This is a genomic window from Brevundimonas sp. Br13, assembly GCF_055391505.1.
In genome coordinates this window covers 3,068,163-3,094,388 of sequence record NZ_AP044008.1, presented here as the reverse complement: position 1 = coordinate 3,094,388, position 26,226 = coordinate 3,068,163, and the positions used below count along the sequence as shown (strand labels likewise).

The window sequence follows — 26,226 nt, the reverse complement described above, 5'->3', positions numbered from 1 at the left end:
CGCCTTCATCCCCGTCGGGTTGCGCGGCGCGTCCCCGCGACGCCATCACGCATAGGTGTAGGGGCCGCCCCGTTCCAGCGCCCGCTGATAGGCGGGACGGGCGTGGATGCGTTGCAGGAAGGCGGCCAGGCGCGGCTTGGTCGCTATGTCGAAGGCCCGGTCCGCCCCGGCCTCGACCGGGAAACTCATCATGATGTCGGCGGCGGTGAACTGATCCCCGGCGAACCATTCGGACCGGCCCAGTTCATCCTCCCAAAAGCCGATATGGGTGCGAAGCTGCGGATCGACGAAGCCGCTCTGGGCCTTGGCGGCGATTCCGTTGACGAGGGGTTTGAGCAGGGCGGGGGCGCGGCTGGGCAGCAGGCCGAACACCAGTTTCAGCAGCAGGGGCGGCATGGCCGACCCTTCCGCATAGTGAAGCCAATAGGTGAAGCGCCGCGCCTCTTCCGTGCCGGGAGGCGGGCGCAGCCGGCCCCGGCCGTGGGCGTCCAGCAGATATTCGACGACGGCGCCGGTCTCGGCGACCTTGATAGCCCCGTCCTCGATGACGGGGGACTTGCCCAGCGGATGGACGGCGATCAGTTCAGGCGGGGCCAGCCGGGTCTTGGCGTCGCGTTCGTAGCGCACGACCTCATAATCCAGCCCCAGCTCCTCCAGCAGCCAAAGGACGCGCTGGGACCGGCTGTCGTTCAGATGGTGGACCTTGATCATCGGGCGGCTCCTGATGCGGCGGAACGGACTATTCCGCCTCACCGTCGGGGAAGTCCAGACCTATCGCGGGGACCGGCCGCTCCATCGCGATCGAGGCCGGGGGCGCGGCTCGGACGTCGTCTGATCCTGGGTCTGACCCGCCTTCTGACGGCGGTTGCGCCAGACCTCCAGCGCCAGTGTGGCCAGAGCCAGTTTGCCGGCGTGGCGTCCGGCCAGACGACGGCCGCCGCGCGACAGCAGCAGGCTGCCGACCAGGGGGACGATGGAGTTCAGACGCGGCATGCAAGCCTCCTTTGTTTCCGGCTCAACGCCGCGGCGGCGGGGGCGTTTCCACCTGCGACGACATGGGCTGATAAGGGGCGACAGAAGGTTTGACGCGCGCGCGGACGAAACCGGTGCTAGCCGTGGCGTATGCGCTCTTCCCGACTCGCCGCCTTCTTCACCTCGCTCAGCTTCGCTGTGATCGCCGCCCTCGTCGCCGGGGTGGTCGTCGGCGCCTTGGCCCAAGGCGCCGCCGCGCCCCTGTTGACCGGAGGGTTGGGCGTGATCGAGAGCCTGGGGCAGGTCTGGCTGAACGCCCTTCGAATGACCGTCATCCCCCTGGTCTTCAGCCTTCTGGTGACGGGGATCGTCTCCATCGCCGATGCGGCGGCGACGGGGCGGATCGCGGCGCGGGCCCTGACGGTGTTCGGCGTCCTGCTGGTCGGGGCGACGGTCTACGCCATCCTGGCGGGCCTGGGTCTGTTGGCCCTGTGGCCCATTGACCCAGAGGCGGGCCGCGCCCTCCTGGCCGGAGTGTCGTCCGATGTGGCCCAGACGGTGGGCGAGGCGGCCCGGACCGACGGGTTCCGCGCCTTTCTGGCCAGTCTGGCGCCGGCCAATCTGATCAAGGCGGCGGCCGACGACGGGGTTCTGGCGGTCGTGGTCTTCGCCGTGGCCTTCGGCTTCGCCGCGACCCGGATCAAGCCCGAGCTGCGCCGCCCCCTGGCCGGCTTCTTCGAGGCGGTGGCCGAGACCCTGGTGGTGATCGTCCACTGGGTGCTGCTGGCCGCGCCTTTCGGGGTCTTCGCCCTGGCGCTCGGCGTGGGCTTGCGGGCCGGGCTGGGGGTGGCGGGCACCCTGGCCCACTATGTCGCCGTCGTCTGCCTGAGCCAGATCGGCCTGATCCTGATCCTCTATGTCGTGGCGACTTTATGGGGGCGGATGTCCTTGGGCCGGTTCGCCCGCGCCGTGGCCCCGGCCCAGGTGGTGGCCGTCTCGACCCAGTCTTCGCTGGCCAGCCTGCCGGTGATGATCGAGCGGGCGCGCGACTGGCTGGGCGTGCCCCAGACCTCGGCGGGCCTCGTCCTGCCCCTGGCGGTGGCGGTGTTCCGCATCACCAGCCCGGTCGCCAATCTGGCCGTCTGCCTCTATGTTGCCCAGCTGAACGGGGTGGATCTGAGCCTGTCCGCCCTGGTCGCCGGCGGACTGACGGCCATCGCCGTCTCGATCGCCTCGGTCGGCCTGCCGGGGCAGGTCAGCTTCTTCGCCGCCATCGGCCCCATCTGTCTGGCCATGGGCCTGCCGCTCGGCGTCCTGCCCCTGCTGCTGGCGGTCGAGGTCATCCCCGACATCTTCCGCACCGTCGGCAACGTTACCGCCGACCTGGCCGCGACGCGGATCGTGGCCGGCGAAGATGGGGCGGGGGAGGACGCCGCGCCGGAGACCGACCCGGCGTCCTGACGCCCTTCAGGCGTAGTCCTGGATCGCCTTCACATCCAGGTCGCCGGCCTTGATGGCGCCGATGGCCTGGGCGGCGGCCAGGGCCCCCGCCGTGGTGGTGTAGTAGGGGATCTTCATCATCAGGGCGGTGCGGCGCAGCGAGAAGCTGTCCTGCAGCGACTGCTTGCCCGAGGTGGTGTTGAAGACCAGATGGACCTCGCCGTTCTTCATGGCGTCGACGATGTGGGGGCGGCCTTCCAGCACCTTCCTGACCAGGCCGACCTCGATCCCCTGGGCGGCCAGATAGTCGCGGGTGCCGCCGGTGGCGATGATGGAGAAGCCCTGGGCCAGCAGGGTCTTCACCGCCTCGACGATGAAGGGCTTGTCGTCCTCCTTGACCGAGACGAAGGCGCAGCCGGAGGTCGGCAGATGGGTGCCGCCGCCGATCTGGGACTTGGCGAAGGCGCGGGCGAAGGCGGGGGCCATGTCGGCCTCGCCCTCGCGCTTCCAGTCCAGGCCCATGACCTCGCCGGTTGAGCGCATTTCCGGGCCCAGGATGGTGTCCACCCCGGCGAAACGGGCGAAGGGGAAGACGGCTTCCTTGACCGCGATGTGGTCATAGGGGGCGTCGGTCAGGCCGAAGGAGGCCAGGGGCACGCCCGCCATGACCTTGGCGGCGATCGAGGCGATGGGCCGGCCGATGGTCTTGGCCACGAAGGGGGCCGTGCGGCTGGCGCGCGGATTGACCTCCAGCACGAAGATGCGCGGGTTCTCGCCGTGCGGCTCTTCAATCGCGAACTGGACGTTCATCAGGCCGCGCACCTTCAGGGCCTTGGCCATTTCGGTGGTCTGGCGCTTCAGCTCGGCCACCGTCTCGGGACGCAGCGACCAGGGCGGCATGGAGCAGGCGCTGTCGCCCGAGTGGACGCCGGCTTCCTCGATATGCTCCAGCACCCCGGCGACGAAGACGGTCTCGTCGTCGCACAGGGCGTCCACGTCCACCTCGGTGGCGCGGTTCAGATAGTGGTCGATCAGGACGGGATCGTCGCCTGAGACGCGCATGGCCTCGTGGACGTAGCGGTCCAGCTGCTCGCGGTCGTGGACGATCATCATGCCTCGGCCGCCCAGGACGTAGGAGGGGCGCAGGACGACGGGATAGCCGACGTCCTCGGCCTTTTGCGCGGCCTCTTCGGCGCTGCGGGCCAGGGCGTTGGGGGGCTGACGCAGGCCGATGGCCTCCAGCATCTGCTGGAAGCGCTCGCGGTCCTCGGCCAGGTCGATGGAGTCGACGCTGGTGCCCAGGACGGGGATGTCGTCCTCCTGAAGCGCATGGGCCAGCTTCAGCGGGGTCTGGCCGCCGAACTGGACGACGCAGCCGATCAGATCGCCCTTGGACCGCTCGACCTCGATCAGCTCCAGCACGTCCTCGGCCGTCAGGGGCTCGAAATACAGGCGGTCGGAGGTGTCGTAATCGGTCGAGACGGTCTCGGGGTTGCAGTTGACCATGATCGACTCGACACCGATGTCGTCGAAGGCGAAGGCCGCGTGGCAGCAGCAGTAGTCGAACTCGATCCCCTGGCCGATCCGGTTCGGGCCGCCGCCCAGGATGACGGCCTTCTTCCTGTCCGACGGCTCGGCCTCGCATTCGGGGACCTGACCCAGGGCGCCGGTCTCATAGGTCGAATACATATAGGCGGTGGCGCTGGCGAACTCGGCCGCGCAGGTGTCGATCCGCTTGAAGACGGGGCGGACGTTCAGGTCGCGACGGGCGGCGCGGACCTCTTTCTCGGTCTTGCCGGTCAGGGCGGCCAGACGGGCGTCGGAGAAGCCCTTGGCCTTCAGGCGGCGGAACTCGGTCGGGTCGGTGGGCAGGCCCTTGATACGGACATGGCCTTCCTCGCGCACGATGTCGGCGATCTGGCGCAGGAACCAGGGCTCGTAGGAACAGGCGGCTTGGACCTCTTCCACCGTCAGCCCGTGGCGGAAGGCCTGGGCGATGACGCGGATCCGGTCGGGTGTCGGAACGCCCAGGGCGCGGACCACGGCGGCGCGGGCGGCGCCGGCGTCCTCGACATCGGCGACGCCGTCGATCTCGATCTCGTCGAAGCCGGACAGGCCGGTCTCAAGCCCGCGCAGGGCCTTCTGCATCGATTCCTGGAAGGTCCGGCCGATGGCCATGACCTCGCCTACCGACTTCATCGAGGTGCCCAAGAGGGGCTCGGACCCCGGATATTTCTCGAAGGCGAAGCGCGGGATCTTGGTGACCACATAGTCGATCGACGGCTCGAAGCTGGCCGGGGTGACCTGGGTGATGTCGTTCTGCAGCTCGTCCAGGGTGTAGCCGACGGCCAGACGCGCGGCGACCTTGGCGATGGGGAAGCCGGTGGCCTTGGACGCCAGCGCCGAGGAGCGCGACACGCGCGGGTTCATCTCGATCACGACCATGCGGCCGTCCTTGGGATTGATCGCCCACTGGACGTTCGACCCGCCCGTCTCGACCCCGATCTCGCGGAGCACATTGATCGAGCCGGTCCGCATCCGCTGATATTCCTTGTCGGTCAGCGTCAGCGCAGGGGCGACGGTGACGGAGTCGCCGGTATGGACCCCCATCGGATCGACGTTCTCGATCGAGCAGATGATGATGCAGTTGTCCGCCGTGTCGCGGACGACCTCCATCTCATATTCCTTCCAGCCCAGCACCGATTCCTCGATCAGCACCTCGGTGGTCGGCGACAGGTCCAGGCCGCGCAGGACGATCTCCTCGAACTCCTCGCGGTTGAAGGCGATGCCGCCGCCGGTGCCGGCCAGGGTGAAGGAGGGACGAATGACGGCGGGCAGGCCGACGTACTCCAGCCCTTCCAGCGCCTCTTCCATCGAATGGGCGGCCTTGGAGCGGGGCGATTCCAGACCCAGCTTGTCCATGGCGTCGCGGAACTTCTGGCGATCCTCGGCCTTGTCGATGACCTCGGCCTTGGCGCCGATCATCTCGACCCCGTATTTCTTCAGCACGCCCGAGGCGTCCAGGGCCAGGGCGGTGTTCAGCGCGGTCTGGCCGCCCATGGTGGGCAGAAGGGCGTCGGGGCGTTCCTTGGCGATGATCTTCTCGACCATCTGCGGGGTGATCGGCTCGATATAGGTGGCGTCGGCCACCTCCGGGTCGGTCATGATGGTGGCGGGGTTGGAGTTGACCAGTATGACCCGGTACCCCTCGGCCTTCAGCGCCTTGCACGCCTGGACGCCCGAATAGTCGAACTCGCACGCCTGACCGATGACGATGGGGCCGGCGCCGATGATCAGGATCGACTGGATGTCTGTGCGTTTGGGCATGGGGAGGGCCTCTTCTTTTTGTTCTAGTGGGTCACGACCGCGCATTCCCAGCCGTCGTACTCCAGCTGGAAGGCCGCGGCCCAGGTCTGCATCATGGCCGAGACGGGCGCAAAGCTCGCCGCATCGACCGCCATGGTGGTTTCGAGAATCGTCATGTCGCCCTCGCCGCGCGCAATGAAGCCGGCGCGCCGCGCCACCTCGCACAGGTCGCCGTGGGCGTCCTCGTCGCCGAGGAAGAAGAACAGCGTATGGCGCGGCGTCACGCCGCTGTCGCCCTGCTCGGCCAGCGCCGCGCGCACCATGGCGTCGCGTTCGTCATGACTGATGTCCGAGGCGTGCACGGGGCGAGGGGATCCTTGGTTCTTTGCGCGCGCATAGCCGCCGCAGGGCGTCGCCATGCGGAGCTTGCGTCGGGTTGTCGGTTAAGCGGCCCGTTTAGAGAGGGAGGGGCGGGGGGGCAAGAGCTTATGCGTCGGCGACGGCCGCGATCCAGTCGGGCAGTTCGCCGATCCGGGAAAGGGATCCGTAGCGCGGCTCGTTCACCGGGGCGTCGGCCAGTTCGTGGACCCAGGTGACGTGGTAGGGGATGTGGACGCCGAAGGCGCCGGCGGCGATGGCGGGCAGGACGTCGGACTTCATCGAATTGCCGGCCATGACGGCTTCGGCCGGGCCTGTGCCGTGGCGGGTGAAGACCCGTTCATAGGTGGCCCGGTCCTTTTCCGAGACGATCTCGACCGCCGCGAACCGGTCGCCCAGGCCCGAGGCGGCCAGCTTGCGTTCCTGATCCAAGAGGTCGCCCTTGGTGATTAGGACCAGGCGGTAGTTTTCGGCCAGTTCGGCGATCACCTCGTCCACGCCGGGCAGGGTCTCGACCGGATGGGCCAGCATTTCGCGGCCGGCGGCCAGGATCTCGCGCACCACCTCGGGCGGGGCGCCGCCGTCGCACAGCTCCATGGCCGTCTCGATCATCGACAGGGTGAAGCCCTTCACGCCGTAGCCGTAGAGGCGCAGGTTGCGCTGTTCGGTCTCGGCCAGGCGCGCCTCGATCGTGGCGGCGTCGCCGTGGTCGTCCAGCAGGTCGACGAAGCGGGCGTGGGTCAGACGAAAGATCGTCTCATTGTGCCAGAGGGTGTCGTCGGCATCGAGGCCGACCGTGGTGATGCTCATGACGCGCCCCTATCATGAGCCGCGTCGGCATGGGAGATGAAGATGAGCGGATCGGCGGTGGTGATCGGCGCCTCGGGCGGGATCGGGCGGGCCCTGACGCAGCGTCTGGTCGCCGAGGGCGGGTTCGAGGCCGTCTGGGCGGTGTCCCGTTCGGCGGCGGCGGTTCCCGGCGCCCAGGCCCTGGCGGCCGATCTGGAGGACGAGGACAGTCTGGCCCAGGCGGCGGCGCGGATCGCGCAAGGCGCCGCGCCGACCCTGGTGCTGGTCGCGACCGGCGTCCTGCACGACGGTTTCCAGCCCGAGCGGTCCCTGCGTCAGCTTGAGGCCGAGCATCTGCTCAGGGACTATCGGATCAATACGGTGGGGCCGGCCCTGGTCGCCAAACATTTCCTGCCCCTGCTGCCGCGCGACCGGCGGGCGGTGTTCGCGGCCCTGTCGGCGCGGGTCGGTTCGATCGGCGACAATCGGCTGGGCGGCTGGTACGCCTATCGCGCGTCCAAGGCGGCGCTGAACATGATCCTGCGCAATCTGGCGATCGAGACGGCGCGGACCCACCCCCTGGCGGTGGTCGCCGGGCTTCATCCCGGCACGGTGGACACGGGGCTGAGCGCGCCGTTTCAGAAGGGGGTGGGGGAGGGACGGCTGTTCAGCCCGGATCATTCGGCCGAACGGCTGCTGGCGGTGGCGGCGGGGTTGACGCCGGGGGACAGCGGCGGGGTCTTCGCCTGGGACGGGGCGCGGATTCCGGAATGAGGACGGCGAAGTCCAGGCCGTCAGCTCAGCAGCATTTGAAGCCGCCGGCGCCGCCGAAACGGCGCTGCTCGTGCAGGCGGAAGAAGGCGATCTTGTCCAGAGGCGGCTGGTCGGGGTGGGTCGCGGTCGCATGCCGGACATAGGCCTCATAGTCCGGCTGGCCGATCATGGCGCCGGCCGTGCGCCGGACGCCGCGACCCCACCGAACGGCGGCGTCGCGGCACAGGCACAGCAGATCGTCCTGGCCCGAGGGATCAGGCACGGGCGACGTCCGCCGCATCGTCGGCCGGGGTCAGATCGTGCGCCTCGGGATATTCGCGCACGGTCGGGCGGCTGTTCAGATAGGCCTTGCGACAGGCCTGGACGCCATAGATCACCATGGTGACGACCACGAACAGGAAGCCCGCCGTCAGGGTGGAGTTGACGTAGTCGTTGACGATGATCCGGTGCATGTCGCCCGCCGCCTTGGCCGGGGCCAGCAGTTCGCCGGCGCCCAGGGCCTCCTGGTATTTGCGGGCGTGGGCCAAAAAGCCGATGCGGACGTCCGGGTGGAACAGCTTCTGGAAGCCGGCCGTCAGGGTGCAGATCAGGAGCCAGGTCGCCGGGACGACCATGACCCAGGCGAACTTCTCGCGCTTCATCTTGAACAGGACGACCGTGCCCAGGATCAGGGCGACGGCGGCCAGCATCTGATTGGCGATGCCGAACAGGGGCCACAGGCTGTTGATGCCCCCCAGCGGATCGACGACGCCGGTGTAGAGGAAATAGCCCCACAGGCCGACCGTAAGCGCCGTGGCGACGACGTTGGCGCCCCAGGACTTGGTCTCGCGCATCCTGGGCACGGCGACGCCCAGCAGGTCCTGGATCATGAAGCGGCAGACGCGGGTGCCGGCGTCGACCGTGGTCAGGATGAACAGGGCCTCGAACAGGATGGCGAAATGGTACCAGAAGGCCATCATGGCCTTGCCGCCGATCACGCCCGACAGGATGTGGGCCATGCCGACCGCCAGGGTGGGGGCGCCGCCCGCGCGCGACAGGATCGAATGCTCGCCCACGTCCCGGGCCAGTTGCTCCAACTCCCCGGGGGTGATGTGGAAGCCCCACTGGGCCACGGCGGCGGCGGCCGAGGCCGCGTCCTTGCCGATGACGGCGACCGGGCTGTTCATGGCGAAATAGACCGCCGGGTCCAGAACCGTGGCGGCGATCAGGGCCATGACGGCGACGAAGCTTTCGCACAGCATGGCGCCGTAGCCGATCATCGGGATCTGGGCTTCGTTCTCCAGCAGCTTGGGCGTGGTGCCCGACGAGATCAGGGCGTGGAAGCCCGAAACCGCGCCGCAGGCGATGGTGATGAACAGGAAGGGGAAGAGGGCGCCGGCGAAGACCGGGCCGGTGCCGTCGATGAAGGGGGTGATCGCGGGCATCTGCAGGTGCGGACGCACGATCAGTATGCCGATGGCCAGGGCGACGATGGCTCCGATCTTCAGGAAGGTCGACAGATAGTCGCGCGGCGCCAGCAGCAGCCAGACCGGGATGACCGAGGCGATGAAGCCGTAGACCATCATCAGTATGGCCAGGGTCGGACCCGTCAGGGTGAAGGCCGGACCCCAGAACGGGTCAGCCGCCACATGGCCGCCGCCGATGATGGCCAGGATCAGCAGGACCACGCCGATGACCGACACCTCGCCCACGCGGCCCGGCCGCAGGAAGCGGGTGTAAAGGCCCATGAAGACGGCGATGGGGATGGTGGCGGCGACGGTGAAGGTTCCCCACGGGCTCTCGGCCAGGGCCTTGACCACCACCAGGGCCAGGACGGCCAGGATGATGACCATGATCATCAGCACGCCCACCTGGGCGATGATGCCGGGGATATTGCCCATTTCGGTGCGGATCATGTCGCCCAGGGACTTGCCGTCGCGCCGGGTGGACATGAACAGGACCATCATGTCCTGCACCGCTCCCGCCAGCACGGCGCCGACCAGGATCCACAGCACGCCCGGCAGATAGCCCATCTGGGCGGCCAGCACCGGCCCGACCAGAGGCCCCGCGCCGGCGATGGCGGCGAAGTGGTGGCCGAACAGGACGTTTCGGGGCGTCGGCACATAATCCAGGCCGTCGTCGCGCCGCACCGCCGGGGTCGGGCGCGAGGGCTGCAACTGCATGACCTTGTTGGCCAGGTAGCGACTGTAGAAGCGGTAGGCGATCGCATAGGTGCAGACGGCGGCGACCACCATCCAGACCGCGCTGACGCTTTCGCCCTGGTGCAGGGCGATGACGCCCAACGAGACGGCCCCCAGGATCGCGATGACCCCAAATATCAGAGGGGTTCCAAGTTTGCCCACGACCTACTCCTACTCGACCGGACGACTGACGATTTCGCGTCCTGTTTGCACGATAGGCCCGCCGAAGGCCAATCGACTAAAGTCGTAGACGGGGCCCGGCGTTCCGGCGCGCGATCCGTTCGCGCGGCTTCGAAACTTGGATACACGCCCCCCCGTGCAATCCGCCAAATCTATTGCTAAGCGCATCGGATGATCGCTCGCCTTCGCCCCGTCCCGTTCGACCTCGGTCCCGTCCATTTCGTCGGCATCGGCGGCATAGGCATGAGCGGCATCGCCGAGATCATGCTGAAGATCGGCTATTCGGTTCAGGGCTCGGACGCCAAGGCCAGCGCCAATACCGAACGGCTGGAGAAGCTGGGGGCCAAGATCTTCATCGGCCACGACGCCGCCCATGTCGGCGAGGGCGTCTCGGCCGTGGTCTATTCGACGGCGGTCAAGGCCGACAATCCCGAGATGAAGGCCGCGCGCGAGCGTCGCATCCCCCTGGTGCGCCGGGCCGAGATGCTGGCCGAGCTGATGCGGCTGCAGTTCTCCATCGCGGTCGGGGGCACCCACGGCAAGACGACGACGACCTCCATGGTCGCGGCCCTGCTGGACGCGGCCGGTCTGGACCCGACGGTGGTCAACGGCGGCATCATCAACGCCTACGGCACCAACGCCAAGGTCGGGGACGGCGACTGGATCGTGGTCGAGGCGGACGAGAGCGACGGCAGCTTCCTGCGTCTGAAATCGACTGTCGCCATCGTGACCAATATCGACCCGGAACACCTGGACCACTACGGCGACTTCGACGCGGTGCGGAAGGCCTTCGTCGATTTCGTCGAAAACATCCCCTTCTACGGCTTCGCCGCCGTCTGCCTGGACCATCCCGAGGTGCAGAAGCTGGTCGCCTCGATCGATAACCGGCGGCTGGTGACCTATGGGACCAATCCCCAGGCCATGGTGCGGGCCGAGGGTTGCCAGATGGGGCCGGACGGCGCCCGGTTCGACGTGGTGATCCAGAACGGCGAAACGCACCGGATCGACAATCTGCACCTGCCGATGGCGGGCTGGCACAATGTCTCCAACGCCCTGGCCGCCATCGCCGTGGCGCGCGAGCTGGACGTATCCGACGCGGCGATCCGCGAGGGTCTGGCCGGGTTCGGCGGGGTCAAGCGCCGCTTTACGACGACGGGCGTGGTGAACGGGGTGCGGATCGTGGACGATTACGGCCACCACCCGGTCGAGATCGCCGCCGTGCTGAAGGCGGCGCGTCAGGTGAGCGAGGGCCGGGTCATCGCTGTCGTCCAGCCGCACCGCTACACCCGTCTGCGCGACCTGATGGACGACTTCTCGACCAGTTTCTCCGACGCCGACAGCGTGATCGTCGCCGACGTCTATCCGGCCGGCGAACAGCCGATCGACGGGGTGGACAAACACGCCCTGACCGACGGAATCCGTCGCTACGGCCACCGCCATGTCCAGGCGCTGGAGAACGCCGCCGTCCTGCCGCGCCTGATCAAGGAAGAGGCCCGGTCGGGCGATGTGGTCGTGCTGCTGGGCGCCGGCGACATCACCAGCTGGGCCTATGGCCTGCCGGCGCAGTTGGAGGCGCTGGGCTGACGCCCGGCTTGTCCGGCGGGGTCTGGAAAGTATATACTTCGGCGTGACGGTATATCCCTGGAGGATGTCATGGCCCTTTATGTGAAGGACCCCGAAGTCAATCGGATGGCCGAACGCCTCAGCCGCATCGGAGGCATCAGCAAGACTGAGGTGGTGCGTCGCGCCCTGCGTCGTCAGTTGGAGGAGGTTGAGACGCCGTCCGACTTTGTCGAGCGCGGCCTCGCCTTCACCCGCGCTCTAATCGCTCGGGGCGACCCCGCCGAGGGCCAGCCGGTGGACAAGGCTTGGGTCGACAGCCTCTATGAGGACGACTGATGTTCGTGGACGCTTCGGCGCTTACGGCCATCCTGACCGAAGAGGACGACGCGCGGTTCCTCTATGCGCGCCTTGAAACCTATCCGGTTCGGACGACGTCGCCCATGGCCGTCTGGGAGGCGGTCCTCGCGGTCGCGCGTCGGCTCAAACTGGACATCACCGACAGCGAAGCCGCCGTTGAGGCGTTCTTGAAAACCTTCAATATCGAGGTGGTCGCCATTCCCGCCGAGGCGCGGCGCGAGGCGATCCGCGCTCACGCCCGGTACGGCAAGGGCCGTCACCCGGCGGCATTGAACTTCGGCGACTGTTTCGCCTATGCCTGCGCCCGCCACGCGCGATCGCCCCTGCTGTACAAGGGCGACGACTTTTCCCGGACCGACATCGAAGCCGCATGACCGAGATCCCCCTTCCCCCCGTTCGCGGCAAGCTGCTGCGGGATGAGCCGCTCGGCCCCTACACCTGGTTCCGCGTCGGCGGCGCGGCCGAGGCCCTGTTCATTCCGGCCGACGCCGAGGACCTGGCTGATTTTCTCAAGGCGCTGGATCCGGCCGTGCCGGTGACGGTTCTGGGCGTGGGGTCCAACGTCATCGTCCGCGACGGCGGGGTCGAGGGGGTGGTCATCCGCCTGGCGGGGCGTCCCTGGGCCCAGGTGACGACGGACGGCGACACGATCACGGCCGGCGCCGGGGCGCTGGACTCCATGGTGGCCAAGGCCGGCGCGAAGGCGGGGCTGGCGGGGCTGGAATTCTACGCCGGTATTCCGGGCACGGTCGGCGGCGCCCTGACCATGAACGCCGGCTGCTATGGTTCGGAGACCAAGGATGTTCTGGTCTCGGCCTGGGGGCTGACGCGGGCGGGCGAGCGGGTCGATTACGCCCTGGCCGACTTCGGCTACACCTATCGCCATTCGCAGGCGCCGGCTGACATCCTCTGGGTCGAGGCCGTCTATCGCGGAACGCCGGACGCGCCCGAGGCGGTGCAGGCCCGGATCGACGAGATCACCAGCCGCCGCGAAACCACCCAGCCGATCCGCGAAAAGACCGGGGGATCGACCTTCAAGAACCCGCCCGGTCACTCGTCCTGGAAGCTGGTGGACGAGGCGGGCTGGCGCGGCAAGCTGCACGTGGAGACCGGGGGAGGGGCCATGTTCAGCGAGCTGCACTCCAACTTCATGATCAACCCCGGCGAGGCGACGGCGGCCGACATCGAGGGCCTGGGCGAGGCGGTGCGGGCGGACGTCCTGAAGAAGACCGGCGTTCAGCTGGAGTGGGAGATCAAGCGGATCGGGCGTCGCCTCTGATCACCGGCGTTTGACGCACAAATTTCACCTCGCGCGGGCGACAAGGTTGACGGCCTGTTAAACATCTCGGCCGCAATCGGAGAGGCCATGACCCGCGCATTCGAAGACCTTCATGTCGCCGTCCTGATGGGCGGCCTGTCCGCCGAGCGGGAGGTTTCGCTGACCTCCGGCGAGCAGTGCGCCCAGGCGCTGGAGCGGCAAGGGGTGCGCGTCAGCCGTGTGGACGCGGGGCGCGACCTGGCCAATGTCCTGTCGGGCCTGATCAAGCCGGACGTGGTGCTGAACTGTCTTCACGGCGCCTGGGGCGAGGACGGCTGCGTCCAGGGGGTGCTGGAGACCCTGCGGATACCTTACAGCCATTCCGGCGTCCTGGCCTCGGCCCTGGCCATGGACAAGAATAAGTCCAAGGCGGTGTTGAAGGCGGCGGGCGTCAAGGCGCCCGGCGGCGGTCTGTATGACCGGCATGAGGTGGCGGCGCGCCACGTCATCGAACCGCCCTATGTGGTCAAGCCGAACGCCGAGGGCTCGTCCGTCGGTGTCTATCTGGTGACCGAGGGGGCCAATCGACCGGTCGCCGAGGTGGGCGAGCCCGGCTGGGCCTATGGCGAACAGGTGATGGTGGAGCCCTATATCGCCGGCAAGGAGCTGGCGGTCGCCGTGATCGGCTATGCGGACGGGCCGCGCGCCCTGACCGTGACCGACATCACCCCGACCAAGGGCTTCTATGACTATGAGGCCAAATATGCGCCGGGCGGCTCGGTCCACGTCCTGCCCGCCGTCCTGCCGCCCGCCGTTTTCGAGGCCGCCCTGCGCCAGGCCGAGGCGGCGCATGTCGCCATGGGTTGCAAAGGCGTGTCCAGAAGCGACTTCCGTTATGACGATGTTAAGGACGATCTGGTTCTGCTGGAGGTCAACACTCAGCCGGGCATGACGCCGACCTCGCTCGTCCCCGAGCAGGCCGCCTATGCCGGAATGAGCTACGAAGATCTGGTTCGGTGGATGGTGGAGGACGCCTCATGCCCGCGGTAGTTCGCGGCGGTCGGCGACAGAGTACGGGTTCCTCGCGTGGCGCAGCCCCCAAGAAGGGAGAGCGTTCGCGCGGCGGCGCGCCCCGGCCTGCGTCCCCCATTCCCGGCAAGATGGCCGCCATCGGCCGGATCGACGTCTCCCCCCGCACCGTCATGATCGCCCTGGGCGCCGGCGCCCTTCTGGTCGTCGGCATTCTGGCGACGGGCGCGCGGGCCGAAAGGATCGGCCAGTCCGTCTCCCACGGGATCGACGGGATGACGGCCGGCATGGGACTGTCGCTGAAGCGGGTTCACATCACCGGCGCCTCGGCCGAGGCCGAGCCGGCCATTCAGCAGGCCCTGGGTCTTTATTCGGGCCAGCCGATCACCAGTCTGGATTTGGACGCCATTCGCGACCGGGTGCAGGGCGTGGGCTGGGTCAAGTCCACGCGCGTCGTGCGCCTGTTGCCCGACACCCTGATCATCGAGGTCAAGGAGCATGACCGCCTCGCCGTCTGGCAAGAGGCCGGTCAGATCAAGGTCATCGACACCCGGGGCCAGGTGATCAAGGGCGCCGACGCCCGCCGCTATCCCACCTTGCCGCTGGTCGTGGGCAAGGGCGCCGATCAGGCCGCCGCCGAAATCCTGCCTCTGCTGGCTCAACGGCCGCGTCTGATGAGCCGGGTGGATGCGGTGGTGCGGGTCGATGAACGCCGCTGGGATCTGCGCCTGAAGGACGGCAGCCTGATCCAGCTGCCCGCCACGGAACAGGAGGCGGCCCTGATCCGCCTGGATGCGCTGGATCAGCGCGAACGCCTGCTCGACCTGGGCTTCGCCCGGGTCGATCTGAGAACGCCGGACGAAATTGCGGTGCGCCCCGCCGCCGACGCTTAACAGGGACCAGTAGGAGTATGGCGGGAATGCAGCGTGGATCGGCGAACGACCAGGGCCGGGGGATGGACCCCCGCGCCGGCCGCGCGCCGGTGATCGCCGCCCTGGACATCGGCCAGTCCAAGGTTTCGTGCTTCATCATGAAGCCGGACGGCGTGCGTCACGCCGACCGCACCATCCGCGTCGCCGGCGCCAGCCACGTCCAGTCCAAGGGCGTCAGGGGCGGCGCCATCATCAATATGGACGAGGCGGCCCAAGCCATCGGCCATGCCGTCGAACGGGCCGAACGCGCGGCCCAGAGCCCGGTCTCCGGCGTCGTCGTGACGACCGCCATCGGCCAGATGGCCAGCCACCGCGTCCAGGCCCGGGTGTCCCTGGGCGCCAATCCCGTTGGCGACGCCGATCTGGCCCGCGCCATCGGCATGGCCCTGGCCCAGATCCGTCTGCCCAACCGTCGGCCCATCCACGTCCTGCCCATCGCCTGGTCAGTGGACGGGGCGCGCGGCGTCCACGATCCGCGCGCGATGCGCGGCGGGTCGCTGGGGCTGGATCTTCTGGTCGTCTCCATGGCCGAGAATGTGTTCACGACCCTGAGCCACTGTCTGGAGCTGGCCCATCTGGATCTCCAGGGGGTGGCCGCCGCGCCCGTCGTTTCGTCGCTCGCCGCCCTGGAAGAAGACGAGATGGACCTGGGCGCCGTCTGTATCGACATGGGCGGCGGCTCGACCAGCGCCGCCGTCTGGGGCGGACGGTCCCTGCTGCATGTGGAGAGCCTGAACGTCGGCGGGGACCATGTGACGTCCGACATCGCCCGCGGCCTGTCCACGTCCAAGGCGGGCGCCGAGCGGCTGAAGACCCTGCACGGTTCGGCCATGGCCAGCGCCAATGAGGACCGCGAAATGCTGGAGGCGCCGCCGCGCGGCGAAGACGCCTCGGCCGGCCCGGTCATCGTGCCGCGCGCCATGCTGAAGACGGTGATCGCCCCGCGCGTGGAAGAGACGCTGGAACTGCTGCGCGACCGGCTGAAGGCGGCGGGCGTCGGCCTTGAGCCCGGCGCCGGCCTGGTCCTGACCGGCGGCGCGAGTCAGCTGAACGGCGTGCGCGAACTGGCCGTGCGCGTCTTCGACCGCCCCGTCCGCCTTGGAAAACCCCAACGGGCGCCACATTTGGCCGACGCCGCGTCAGGACCGGCCTTCTGCGCCACCGCCGGGGTGCTGTTGCGGGCGGCCTATGGCCCCCGCGAGGCGGTGTCCGCCAGAAAGCTGATGGCGCGGCAAATCACGGCTGCGGATGCGCCCAAGGTGCATCGCGGCAATGTGGTGGGCCGTGTGGCGGGGTGGCTGCGGGATAATTTGTAGATCGTAGGTCTGCGGAATGAGGCCATATTGTCGCATTCTCGCTGCAATCCCGCCATGACGTATTGCCGCGCTGATACAATTCCGTAAACGTCCTCGAAACAGTGCCGCCCGTGGGGGGCGGACATGCTGCCTCGGGGCTATTTATGCGACACAAACCATACTTGTTGGGCACTTCGGTTTTGGCTGGAGTCCTAATCGTAGCCTCGGCTGCGGTGGCTCAAACGGCTCCGCAGACGCCCGCTGATGACGGCGCGACCAGCGAAGTCGAAGAGATTGTCGTCACCGGGAGCCGCATTCGCCGCCCCCAATACGAGGGAACCATCCCTGGCGCCCAGGTCGATCGTCAGGCGATCGAAGATCGCGGCTTCACCAACGCAATCCAGATTCTGAACGACATTCCGCTCGTAGGCCCGCCCGTTTCCGCGGTGTCGACCGGCACGGCTCAACCGGCCAACCTTGGCGCGCAGTATGTGGACCTTCTGGATATCGGGTCTTCGCGCACCCTGACGCTGGTCAACGGCCGTCGAATGGTTTCGAACAACGGCGGCACCATCTTCGTGGCGGGCAACGAACCTGGCAATCAGGTGGATGCGGGGACGATTCCTGCGGCCCTTATCGACCGCGTTGATGTTCTGACTGTGGGCGGCGCTGCCGCCTATGGCTCGGACGCCATCGCCGGCGTGGTCAACTATATCCTGCGTGACGACTTTGAAGGTCTGGACGTCCGCACTTCGATCCGTGGTTATGAAGGCGGGCAGGGTGAAACCTACTCCTTCGGCGTCACCACCGGCCGAAACTTCTTGGACAATAAGCTCAACGTCACCGTCGCGGCCGACATCTCCGAGACTGATGCGCTGTACTCAAAGGATTTCGACTTCCTGGGTAGAAACTCGGGCCTGTTCACCCAGCCCTATGGCGTGCGCAACCCCGCCTATACTCTGGGCGTGAGGCCATCGACGGCTCTAGGGGTCTTCCTTCCGGCCAATGCGGACGGGCTCTTCCCCAGCGTCTTCATTGACAGCTTCCGCTCGCACACGGCGCTGCCCGGCGGAACGATTTTCCGTGCGAACCCCGTGCGGACGCTGCAGCCCGGAGCGACGGCGCAAGTCTACGAAAATCCCTCCGCCGGCGGCGGCTTCAACAGCAACACGTCTCTGGGCTCGTTGGATGCGGCCGGATATTATTCCGGGAGCTATTTCCCTTCGGTCCCGAGCCTTTGTAATGCCGGCGCCTTCTCGGCGGCCCAAGCCCAGGCGGCGGCGGCCTCGAACGCCAGGATCTGTAACTTTGCTCCAGCCTCACTGCCGGGGACCACGGCGGCGCAACAGAATGCAAATGCGGCGCGGGTTTTCGCGGCGTATGGCGTGACGCCTCCCGCCGGCGCCACCCAGTCCGATTTGAACCGACTGGCGCTGGACATTTTGCAATCGCGGCTGCCGACGGCGCGGGAATACTTCCTTGCGAATCCCAACCTCGATCCGAATCTCTTCATCGGATCGTTCATTCAAGGTTATCCGGGCGTAGCCAGCGGCAACCCGCTGCTGCCGATCATCGCTCAGCCGCTGCGCTTCGACGCCAACGGCAATGTGGTGCAGTTCGCAGTTGGAGACCTGAGCTCGACCTCGCCGGGCAGCTTCGGCAGCGCCCCCGGCAGCAATCCTGATCTCTACAACGCATCCGACCGTAACGTTCAGCGCTTCAAGCAGCAGCGCTCGATCTTCAACGTCAACGCACGTTACGACATCACCGACAACATCACCTTCTTCACCGAAAACCTGTATTCGGAAATCACCAGCATCAACCCGGTGAACCAGCAGTCCGCCTTCAATTCTGTCGGCTCTGCGGGTATTGAGAACGGCGGTATCATTGTCAGTGTCAACAACCCCTTCCTGACGGCGCAAAATCGCGCTGATCTGGCCGCGCGTGGGATAACCTCTACTTTCGCTCTCTCCACCGATTTCTACGACATCTTCGGTGAAAACAACGAGGCGCGCGGCAAGTCGAAGACCTGGCGCTCGGTCAACGGCCTGCGGGGCGATTTCCGCGCCTTCAACCGCAACTTCAACTGGGACTTCGCCTATTCGACCGGCGGATCGGACTTCCGTTACGAAACCAAGTTCATCAAGGATGTGGAGTTCCTGCTCGCCATCGACGCCGTTGATGTCGGGGGCGTGACGCGGTGCCGCAGCCAAACGGCTCTCGGCGCCGGCATCGTCGGCACCAGCCCTCCCGGTCTGACCAACAACGTTGTGCGCGTCCCCTACGCCGTCAACGCCAATCCGACCGTGCCGGTCGTGGGCGATGTGCCGCAGGATCAGAACTATCAGCCGGTCGTCACCCAAGCTCAAGTCGATGCTTGCCAGCCGCTGAACCTATTTGGCGTCGGCCGCTCCTCGCAGGCTGCACGCGACTACATTCTGGCGGACACCTTCATAACCAATGAAGCCCGTCAGGATTACTTCCAGGGCACATTCGGCGGTGAGATCATCCAACTGCCCGCTGGCGCCTTGGCGTTCGCAGTCTCGGGCGAGCATCGCAATGAAAGCCTCGTCTACAGCGGTGATACGCTCGGCCAGCTTGGACGCTCGCGTTCGGCGCCCACGGCATTGACGGACGCCGAGATCAAGACGACCGAATACGGCGTCGAGTTGAACGTGCCCTTCGTCAGCCCGGACATGAATATTCCCTTCATTCACCGGCTGGATGTGAACCCGGCATGGCGCTGGGTGAAGCAGGAGGGGTCGGCCGCTGCGTTCCGGAACGCCAACGGCGTGTTGAATTCGCCGAAGTATGACGGTGACGTTCAGGACATCTATTCGATCGCCGTCAGCTACGCGCCCATTCAAGACATCACGTTCCGCGGCAACATCTCCCGCTCCGTGCGTCAGCCGGGCATCGTCGATCTGTTCCTCGGCAGCCAGCCGGCGTTCCTAAACAACTCGACCGACGTCTGCGGATCGACGAACATCGACTCGGGCCCGAACCCTGCAAAGCGCCGCGCGAACTGTGAAGCTCTGGTTCGGCAGCTCAACCCGGTTTCGAACGTCTATCAGAACGGCGTGATCGATCCGACCCTGTCGGACGCGGACAATACGGCGCGGGTCAAGAACTTCCTGTCTACCTTCGCGTCGGGCGTGCCGTCGTTCCAAACGATCGTCGCGGGCGAGCCGGGGCTGCAGCCGGAAATCGGCAACAGCTACACCTGGGGCTTCGTCGCTCAGCCACGCTTCATCCCGGGCCTGGTGTTCTCGGCTGACTATGTGAAGATAACCGTCAAGGGCCTGATCTCCAACCTGTTCGCCACGACCGCCAACCAGTTCTGCATGGACAGCAACACCTATCCGGACACGCGCCCTGACGTGAATGGTCTGGATCTGTGCCCCTATGTCGTTCGTGACTCGCAGTTCACGATCACGAACGGCTCCATCTCCGGCTTCTGGAACCAGGGTGGTATTCGCGTCCAATCTTTGAACCTTAACGCCGCCTACAACTTCGAGATCGGTGATCTGCTCGGCAACGGCCAGACCGATTTCGGCCGTATGGGTCTTCGTGCGTCGGCCTATCACCTGATCAAGTATCAGAGCTCGCCGAACGGTGAGTTCGACGGCACGACGACCTATTCTCAGGGCACTCTCGCTCGTCCGGATTGGGAGGTGCAACTGGGCGCCAACTACACCAAGGGCGATCTGCGCATGTCATGGACCGGCAACTGGCAAGATACGACCAAGGTGTATGCCGGTAACGGCACGCTGTTCCCGACGATCGACCAAGCGACCGTTCGGCAGTATCGTTCCTACTGGATCCATTCCGCCACGGTCGCCTATGACGTGACGAAGGAGGCGCGGGTCCAGCTGACGGTCGATAACCTGTTCGACACCGTCTATCCGGGCACCCAGTACGAGATCGGCGGGCAGCCGCAGAGCCTCGGCCGCACCTTCCTGGGGCAGTTGATCTATCGCTTCTGATCTAACGCCAGGAACCTCGACACGAGGGGTCAGCTTCGGCTGGCCCCTTTTGTTTTGAGCGTTGCCGCAATTGGGGCGTTGATCCAATCCCGACTCACATTATCGCCGTAACCATCTCTTAACCCTCGTGGGTGCAATCCTTAACGCGCTCATAACCAAGGTGATTCGGCGGGGTGTTCGCCTTGGGACGAGGGGCAGGGTCGGAAGGTCGGAAAACAGAATGTCGCTCTCATTGGTCAAGCCGCAACACACTGAACTGAAGCCCCGCATCGTCGTGTTCGGCGTCGGCGGCGCCGGCGGCAACGCCGTGAACAATATGATCGACGCCGGCCTCGAAGGGGTCGAATTCGTCGTGGCCAACACCGACGCCCAGCACCTGTCGTTCGCCAAGACCGACCGCCGCATCCAGCTGGGCGAGACCATCACCCAAGGCCTGGGCGCCGGCGCCCACCCCGAGGTCGGCATGAACGCCGCCGAGGAATCCGCCGACGAGATCCATCAGCACCTCGAAGGCGCCCATATGGTGTTCATCACCTGCGGCATGGGCGGCGGCACCGGCACGGGCGCGGCGCCTGTCATCGCCAAATGCGCGCGCGATCGCGGCATTCTGACGGTCGGCGTGGTGACCAAGCCCTTCACCTTCGAAGGCCGCCACCGGATGCGCCTGGCCGATGCGGGCGTCGCCGAGCTGCAACGCTATGTCGACACCCTGATCGTCATTCCGAACCAGAACCTGTTCCGCGTCGCCAATGAACGCACCACCTTCGCCGACGCCTTCGGCATGGCCGACCAGGTTCTGCACTCGGGCGTGCGCTCGATCACCGACCTGATGATCCTGCCGGGCCTGATCAATCTGGACTTCGCCGACGTGCGCGCCGTCATGTCCGAAATGGGCAAGGCGATGATGGGCACCGGCGAGGCGTCGGGCGATGATCGCGCGCTGATGGCCGCCCAGAACGCCATCGCCAATCCGCTGCTGGACGAGACCAGCCTGAAGGGCGCCAAGGCCGTGCTGGTCAACATCACCGGCGGTCTGGACATGACCCTGCTGGAAGTGGACGAGGCCGCCAACGCCATTTCCGCCGAGGTGGACGGCGACGCCAACATCATCTTCGGCGCCGCCTTCGACCCCGCGCTGGACGGCAAGATCCGCGTCTCGGTCGTCGCCACCGGCATGGACGAGAGCGTGGTGCAGCGCGCCGAGCCCTCGGCGCCGACGGCCCCCCTGGCCGATCACAGCGCCCGCCGCTCGGCCGGCGGCCTGTACGGCGCCCAAACGTCGCGGGCCGCCCCTGAGCCCGCCCGTGAGACCTATCGCGAGCCGGTCCGCGCCGAACGCGCCCCGGAGCCGCGCGTCGAGGCCCGACCCGAACCCCGTATCGAAGCCGCCCCCGTCGTCCCCAGCTTTCAGGCCCCGGCTGCGGCCGAACCCCGTCCCGAACCGGTGATCCGCGTCGCTGAACCGGCGCCGCGCACCCTGGAGCCGATCGTCGATCCGTGGGTCGAGGAGTATGAGACGCGCGCCCCGGCGGCCTCCGCCCAGCCGAGCCGCGCCCCGGTCGAACCCCAGGGGGATCTCTACGCCGCGCGTTCGCCCGAGCCGACCGCCGACGACTATGACGACCGCGACCATCGCCGCAGCGGCTGGAGCCTGTTCGGTCGGGGCAAGCGCGCCCAGCCGCAGCCCGAGCCGGTCTACAGCCGCACCCAACCCCAGATGCGCCAGTCGGCCCAGCCGCAGTCGACGCCGGAGCCGGAAGCGGGCCAGGCTGACGATGACCTGGAGATTCCCTCTTTTCTCCGCCGTCTCGCCAACTGACCGCCGGAAAAACTGACCACCACGCCCCGAAGCCCGGCTTCGGGGCGTTTTTCGTTCCGTCCGTATCAGAACGAAACAATCCGAAACCCGACTTTCATTTTCCTGTTGCCGGCCAACCGTTAGACCGGGCCTGTGCCGCAGTCCGTCCCCATGGGCTGCGGCGGTAACGAAGCGAGTTTGCCTTTGCCGGTCCGGAACGACCATCAGGAACGCACCCTCATCGCACCGGCGATTATCGCCGGCGTTGGCGTGCACACGGGCCGCCGGGTCCGGCTTGCGGTGCGGCCTGCGCCTGCGGGGACGGGGATCGTCTTCGTGCGCACGGACGTCACCGACCGCGACAACCGCATCCCCGTGTCGGGCGAGGCGGTCGTGGACGCGCGGCTGAACACCATGATCGAGAATGCGGCGGGCGTGCGCCTGTCGACGATCGAGCACCTGATGGCGGCCTTCTGTGCGCTGGGCGTATCGAACGCCGTGGTCGAGGTGGACGGGCCGGAGTTGCCGATCCTGGACGGGTCGGCGCTGGAGTTCGTGCGGCTGCTGGACCGGGCGGGCTTCCGGCCCCAGGCGCTGCCGCAGCGCTATATCGAAATCCTGGAGACGGTTCATGTCGTCGAGGGCGATAAACACGCCGCCCTTCTGCCGTGCGACCGCTATGAGATGCGGTTCGAGATCGACTTCCCCTCGGCCGCCATCGGCAATCAGGTGATCGACTTCGTCGTGGACGAGGCGACCTTCCGCCAGGAGATCATGGCCTGCCGCACCTTCGGCTTCGCCCATGAGGTCGAGGCCCTGCGCCAGGCGGGTCTGGCCCGCGGCGGTTCGCTGGAGAACGCCGTGGTCATCGACGGTGACGAGATTCTGAACCCCGGCGGTCTGCGCATGGAACGCGAGTTCGTGCGGCACAAGGCGCTGGACGCGATCGGCGACCTTTACGTCTTGGGCGCGCCCCTGCTGGGCCGATACGAGGGTTACAAGGCCGGCCATGCGGTCAACAACAAGCTGGTCCGCGCCCTGCTGGCTGCGCCGCATGCGTGGCGGGAAGTGACGCGCGTACCGGAGTTGGCCCAGGCGGGGTGATACACCCTCTCCCTCCCCGGACGGGGAGGGAGAGGGCAAGCGGATTAAGTCAGACCCCGATCACGGAAATCAAGCGCCCGAAATCCGGCTCTCCGCGTTGGAACGCCCTGCGGTTGGAATAGAAGCGGTCCGGGTCGGCGCAGGTGTCGTGGCCGGTCCAGACGGCCTGGCCGACCCTGGCCTGTTGCAGACGCCACAGGACGAAGCCCGGCAGGTCGAACAGGCGCTTGTCGTCCGCCGCGCCGGGCTTGAAGAAGCGTTCGCTGCCGGGGTCGTGGTGGACGAACCGCTCCTGGAAATCGACGCCGACCTCATAGCTGGGCTGGGCGATGCAGGGGCCGACGACGGCCAGGATGCGGCGCGGCGAGGCGCCCAGGGCCTCCATGGCCGAGACGGCGGAATGGACCACCCCGCCCAGGGCGCCCTTCCAGCCGGCGTGGACGGCGGCGACGATCCGGGTCTCAGGGTCCGCCATCAGAACGGGGGCGCAGTCGGCGGTCAGGACCGAACACAGCAGGCCGGGCTCGGCCGACACGACCGCATCGCCCTCGGGGCGGTCGCCGCGCCACGGACCATCGGCGACCCGGGCGACGGCCGAATGGATCTGATAGCAGCCGTTCAGATGATCGGCGTCAGCCCCGAAATGGGCGGCCACGCGGCGGCGGTTCTCGGCCACGGCGGCCGGGTCGTCCTTGGAGCCGACGCCGGTGTTCAGGCCCTTGTATATGCCGGTCGAAACGCCGCCCGCGCGGGTGAAGAAGCCGTGGTCGAACCCGGCGGCGGTCAGCAGCGGATGGGTGATGGGGGCCAGGCTGGTCATTGGTCCCACCCCGGGACGACCAATGAGCGGGGGGAGAAGATTGCGGCGGCCTTGAACAGGCGTCCCATCTGGTCCTCGGCGGTCAGGCGATTCAGTTGGCGGTCGATGACGGGGGCCGCATCGGGGCGCCCCGTTTTCAACCGTTCTGCGCGGGCTTCGATCCCGAGACGGCGCAGGAAGTCGCCCTGTCCCAGGCAGCCGGTGACGTCGGCGCCGGCGCGGACGGCGGCCTCCAGCACGCGCGGGAAGTCGGCCCACTGAGTCAGGTCGGCCTCGCCGGGACTGTCCAGCGGATCGACCTTCTGGTGGCGGCGCAGGGCTTGAAGGGTGTCGCCGGCCTCGGGCCGGGCGCGGCCGTAGTCGATCAGCAGGGCAGCGCCGGAGGCGGCCTTCATCAGCAGGGCCAGGTCGCGGCCGAAGATCGCCTGCTGTTCGGAAATCTCGAAAATCTGACCCGGCGTCATGTCGAAGCCGGGCTTTTCGAAGCCGCCGGTGATCGCGGTCAAGCCGAAGATCAGGTCGTTGTCGTCGGTGACGCCGATCCGCCGCTCGGCCCAGCCGCCCTCGGTGCGCACGAACTGGCGGGCGGGCATACAGTCCAGCACCTCATTGGCGATCAGGACGACAGGGACGTCGGTCTCGATCTGGGTCAGGTCGCGCACCCAGCGCGGCGACAGGTCGGCGCCGGCCAGGGCCCTGGCCTGCAGATCACGCAAGGGGCCGCTGGGCTCGATCAGGATCAGGTCGCAGGCTTCCAGAAAGCCGGGAACCAGGCGCGCGGCCCTCAGGGCGTCGCTGATCAATGTCCCGTCGCCCGGCCCCACCTCGACCAGACGGAACCGCTCGGGCGCGCCCAGCCGGTTCCAGGTCTCGACCGCCCACAGGCCGATCAGTTCGCCGAACATCTGGCTGACCAGGGGGGCGGTGATGAAGTCGCCGCCCTCTCCGAGGGCCGGGCGCGAGGCGTAGTAGCCGCCCTTGGGATCATGCAGGCAGCGGGTCACATAGTCGGCGACCGTCATCGGCCCTGTCAGGGCGATCTCGCGCGCCAGACGGGTCTTCAGGCTTTCGGCCGAACTCATGCGGAGACGGGCGGCCGGTTCCAGGCGCGCCAGACCAGCCAGGCGCCGACCAGGATCATCGGGATGGACAGCATCATCCCCATGGTCAGGCCCAGGGGGAAGTCGGGCATGCCGTAGTCGGGTTCACGCACATTCTCCAGCGCCGCGCGGCAGACGCCGTAGCCGACCAGGAACAGGCCGGTGATGTAGCCCCGCTTCTTCAGCAGGTCGAACTTCCAGACGCCCAGCGACAGGACAGACAGCAGGACGATCCCCTCCAGACCGGCCTCATAGAGCTGGCTGGGATGGCGCGGCGCGTCGCCGGCGGGACAGAAGCCGTACATCTGCTGGATACGGGCGTTGCAGAAGCGGATGGCCCAGGGAACGGTCGTCTCGCGGCCCCAGAGTTCGCCGTTGATGAAATTGGCCAGACGGCCGAACATCAGGCCGATCGGCACCACCGGCGCGACGACGTCGCCCAGACGCAGCATGTCGATCTTCTGGCCGCGCGAATAGAGGACGATGGCCAGGCAGACGCCCAGGAAGCCCCCGTGGAAGCTCATGCCGCCGGTCCAGAGCTGGAACAGCTCGAACCGTTCGCCCAGGGTCTGGCCCGTGAACAGCCGGGCGTACATGACCGGCTTGTAGAAGAGGGCGTAGCCCAGGCGGCCGCCCAGGATGATGCCCAGCACGATCCACAGCACCAGATCGTCCAGCTGGGTCGTGCTGATCGGCGGCTTGCCCGGCGCCCACAGGCGTTCGGTCTTGATCAGCCGGGCGGCGTACCACCAGCCCAGGACGATGCCGGCCACATAGGCCAGGGCGTACCAGCGGATCGGAAGCGGTCCGAGATGGATCAGGACCGGATCGAATTCGGGAAAGGGCAAGGGGATTTCCTGTGCTGGCCGTTCTCTTGACGGGCGGTTTAGCAAGCGTCGCCGCCTACGTCGCCTGTGAAGACGCATCACGACGCCTTGATGGCGCCGCCGAAGCAGCAGAAAGAA

22 protein-coding genes are annotated in these 26,226 nt (G+C 67.3%); 12 read left to right on the top strand and 10 right to left on the bottom strand.

Annotation, left to right across the window (positions count from 1 at the left end; genetic code table 11):
* Positions 1-45: 45 nt before the first annotated feature.
* Positions 46-711: a glutathione S-transferase family protein gene (locus ACZ5M6_RS15410; protein ID WP_464159059.1), complete on the bottom strand. Its 666-nt coding sequence runs from the start codon at positions 709-711 to the stop codon at positions 46-48.
* A gap of 60 nt (positions 712-771) precedes the next feature.
* The gene (locus ACZ5M6_RS15405; RefSeq protein ID WP_191554434.1) at positions 772-993 is read right to left on the bottom strand and encodes a cysteine protease; all 222 of its coding nucleotides are present in this window, start codon (positions 991-993) and stop codon (positions 772-774) included.
* A gap of 129 nt (positions 994-1,122) precedes the next feature.
* Between ACZ5M6_RS15405 and ACZ5M6_RS15400 the strand changes: the two genes are divergently transcribed.
* On the top strand, positions 1,123-2,433 hold the full coding sequence (locus ACZ5M6_RS15400) for a dicarboxylate/amino acid:cation symporter (RefSeq protein ID WP_464159058.1): 1,311 nt from the start codon (positions 1,123-1,125) through the stop codon (positions 2,431-2,433).
* Positions 2,434-2,439: 6 nt separating this feature from the next.
* Here the strand turns inward: ACZ5M6_RS15400 and carB are convergent, their stop codons facing one another.
* From carB to ACZ5M6_RS15385, 3 genes are all read right to left on the bottom strand, one after another.
* Positions 2,440-5,739 carry a carbamoyl-phosphate synthase large subunit gene (carB, locus tag ACZ5M6_RS15395; RefSeq protein WP_464159057.1) on the bottom strand — a complete coding sequence of 1,100 codons (3,300 nt, stop codon included), beginning with the start codon at positions 5,737-5,739 and terminating at the stop codon, positions 2,440-2,442.
* Between the two features lie 23 nt (positions 5,740-5,762).
* Entirely contained in the window at positions 5,763-6,080 is a 318-nt protein-coding gene (locus tag ACZ5M6_RS15390) for a ribonuclease E inhibitor RraB (RefSeq protein WP_224761038.1), read from the bottom strand.
* Between the two features lie 124 nt (positions 6,081-6,204).
* A complete protein-coding gene (locus ACZ5M6_RS15385; protein ID WP_464159056.1) occupies positions 6,205-6,906 on the bottom strand; it encodes an HAD family hydrolase in 702 nt (233 codons plus the stop codon).
* A 42-nt stretch (positions 6,907-6,948) separates the two neighbouring features.
* Here ACZ5M6_RS15385 and ACZ5M6_RS15380 point away from each other — a divergent pair, with 42 nt between their 5' ends.
* Entirely contained in the window at positions 6,949-7,659 is a 711-nt protein-coding gene (locus tag ACZ5M6_RS15380) for an SDR family NAD(P)-dependent oxidoreductase (protein ID WP_464159055.1), read from the top strand.
* A 25-nt stretch (positions 7,660-7,684) separates the two neighbouring features.
* Here ACZ5M6_RS15380 and ACZ5M6_RS15375 read toward each other — a convergent pair whose 3' ends face one another.
* Positions 7,685-7,921, bottom strand: coding sequence for a YbdD/YjiX family protein (locus ACZ5M6_RS15375; RefSeq protein WP_224764281.1), 237 nt, complete (start codon positions 7,919-7,921; stop codon positions 7,685-7,687).
* The gene (locus ACZ5M6_RS15370; RefSeq protein WP_464159054.1) at positions 7,914-10,001 is read right to left on the bottom strand and encodes a carbon starvation CstA family protein; all 2,088 of its coding nucleotides are present in this window, start codon (positions 9,999-10,001) and stop codon (positions 7,914-7,916) included. Before ACZ5M6_RS15370 ends, ACZ5M6_RS15375 begins: the two co-directional genes overlap by 8 nt.
* Before the next feature lie 189 nt (positions 10,002-10,190).
* Between ACZ5M6_RS15370 and murC the strand changes: the two genes are divergently transcribed.
* From murC to lpxC, 10 genes are all read left to right on the top strand, one after another.
* A complete protein-coding gene (gene murC, locus ACZ5M6_RS15365; protein WP_464159053.1) occupies positions 10,191-11,603 on the top strand; it encodes a UDP-N-acetylmuramate--L-alanine ligase in 1,413 nt (470 codons plus the stop codon).
* 69 nt (positions 11,604-11,672) lie between these two features.
* Positions 11,673-11,918 carry a type II toxin-antitoxin system VapB family antitoxin gene (locus ACZ5M6_RS15360; protein ID WP_464159052.1) on the top strand — a complete coding sequence of 82 codons (246 nt, stop codon included), beginning with the start codon at positions 11,673-11,675 and terminating at the stop codon, positions 11,916-11,918.
* Positions 11,918-12,313 (top strand): type II toxin-antitoxin system VapC family toxin, encoded by a 396-nt coding sequence (locus ACZ5M6_RS15355; RefSeq protein ID WP_182713255.1) that lies wholly within the window; start codon positions 11,918-11,920, stop codon positions 12,311-12,313. The genes ACZ5M6_RS15360 and ACZ5M6_RS15355 overlap by 1 nt, the downstream gene beginning before the upstream one ends.
* Complete coding sequence (murB, locus tag ACZ5M6_RS15350; protein ID WP_464159051.1) at positions 12,310-13,218, top strand: UDP-N-acetylmuramate dehydrogenase; 909 nt, start codon at positions 12,310-12,312, stop codon at positions 13,216-13,218. Before ACZ5M6_RS15355 ends, murB begins: the two co-directional genes overlap by 4 nt.
* A gap of 87 nt (positions 13,219-13,305) precedes the next feature.
* Positions 13,306-14,247 carry a D-alanine--D-alanine ligase gene (locus ACZ5M6_RS15345; protein WP_183215007.1) on the top strand — a complete coding sequence of 314 codons (942 nt, stop codon included), beginning with the start codon at positions 13,306-13,308 and terminating at the stop codon, positions 14,245-14,247.
* A complete protein-coding gene (locus tag ACZ5M6_RS15340; protein WP_464159050.1) occupies positions 14,235-15,119 on the top strand; it encodes a cell division protein FtsQ/DivIB in 885 nt (294 codons plus the stop codon). Before ACZ5M6_RS15345 ends, ACZ5M6_RS15340 begins: the two co-directional genes overlap by 13 nt.
* A 26-nt stretch (positions 15,120-15,145) precedes the next feature.
* Positions 15,146-16,474 carry a cell division protein FtsA gene (gene ftsA / locus ACZ5M6_RS15335; protein WP_224761037.1) on the top strand — a complete coding sequence of 443 codons (1,329 nt, stop codon included), beginning with the start codon at positions 15,146-15,148 and terminating at the stop codon, positions 16,472-16,474.
* Positions 16,475-16,686: 212 nt separating this feature from the next.
* Positions 16,687-20,439 carry a TonB-dependent receptor domain-containing protein gene (locus tag ACZ5M6_RS15330; protein WP_054766520.1) on the top strand — a complete coding sequence of 1,251 codons (3,753 nt, stop codon included), beginning with the start codon at positions 16,687-16,689 and terminating at the stop codon, positions 20,437-20,439.
* A 220-nt stretch (positions 20,440-20,659) separates the two neighbouring features.
* A complete protein-coding gene (gene ftsZ, locus ACZ5M6_RS15325) occupies positions 20,660-22,258 on the top strand; it encodes a cell division protein FtsZ (protein WP_152950861.1) in 1,599 nt (532 codons plus the stop codon).
* 183 nt (positions 22,259-22,441) lie between these two features.
* Positions 22,442-23,341 carry a UDP-3-O-acyl-N-acetylglucosamine deacetylase gene (gene lpxC, locus ACZ5M6_RS15320; protein WP_287104853.1) on the top strand — a complete coding sequence of 300 codons (900 nt, stop codon included), beginning with the start codon at positions 22,442-22,444 and terminating at the stop codon, positions 23,339-23,341.
* A gap of 49 nt (positions 23,342-23,390) precedes the next feature.
* On the opposite strand, the gene pgeF is transcribed toward lpxC, so the two are convergent.
* From pgeF to lgt, 3 genes are read right to left on the bottom strand one after another with little or no spacing between them, the layout of a single operon-like run.
* A complete protein-coding gene (gene pgeF, locus ACZ5M6_RS15315; RefSeq protein WP_464159049.1) occupies positions 23,391-24,161 on the bottom strand; it encodes a peptidoglycan editing factor PgeF in 771 nt (256 codons plus the stop codon).
* On the bottom strand, positions 24,158-25,243 hold the full coding sequence (locus ACZ5M6_RS15310; protein WP_464159048.1) for a class I SAM-dependent methyltransferase: 1,086 nt from the start codon (positions 25,241-25,243) through the stop codon (positions 24,158-24,160). The genes pgeF and ACZ5M6_RS15310 overlap by 4 nt, the downstream gene beginning before the upstream one ends.
* Positions 25,240-26,109, bottom strand: a complete 870-nt coding sequence (gene lgt / locus ACZ5M6_RS15305; RefSeq protein ID WP_464159047.1) for a prolipoprotein diacylglyceryl transferase — start codon at positions 26,107-26,109, stop codon at positions 25,240-25,242. The genes ACZ5M6_RS15310 and lgt overlap by 4 nt, the downstream gene beginning before the upstream one ends.
* Positions 26,110-26,226 lie beyond the last annotated feature (117 nt).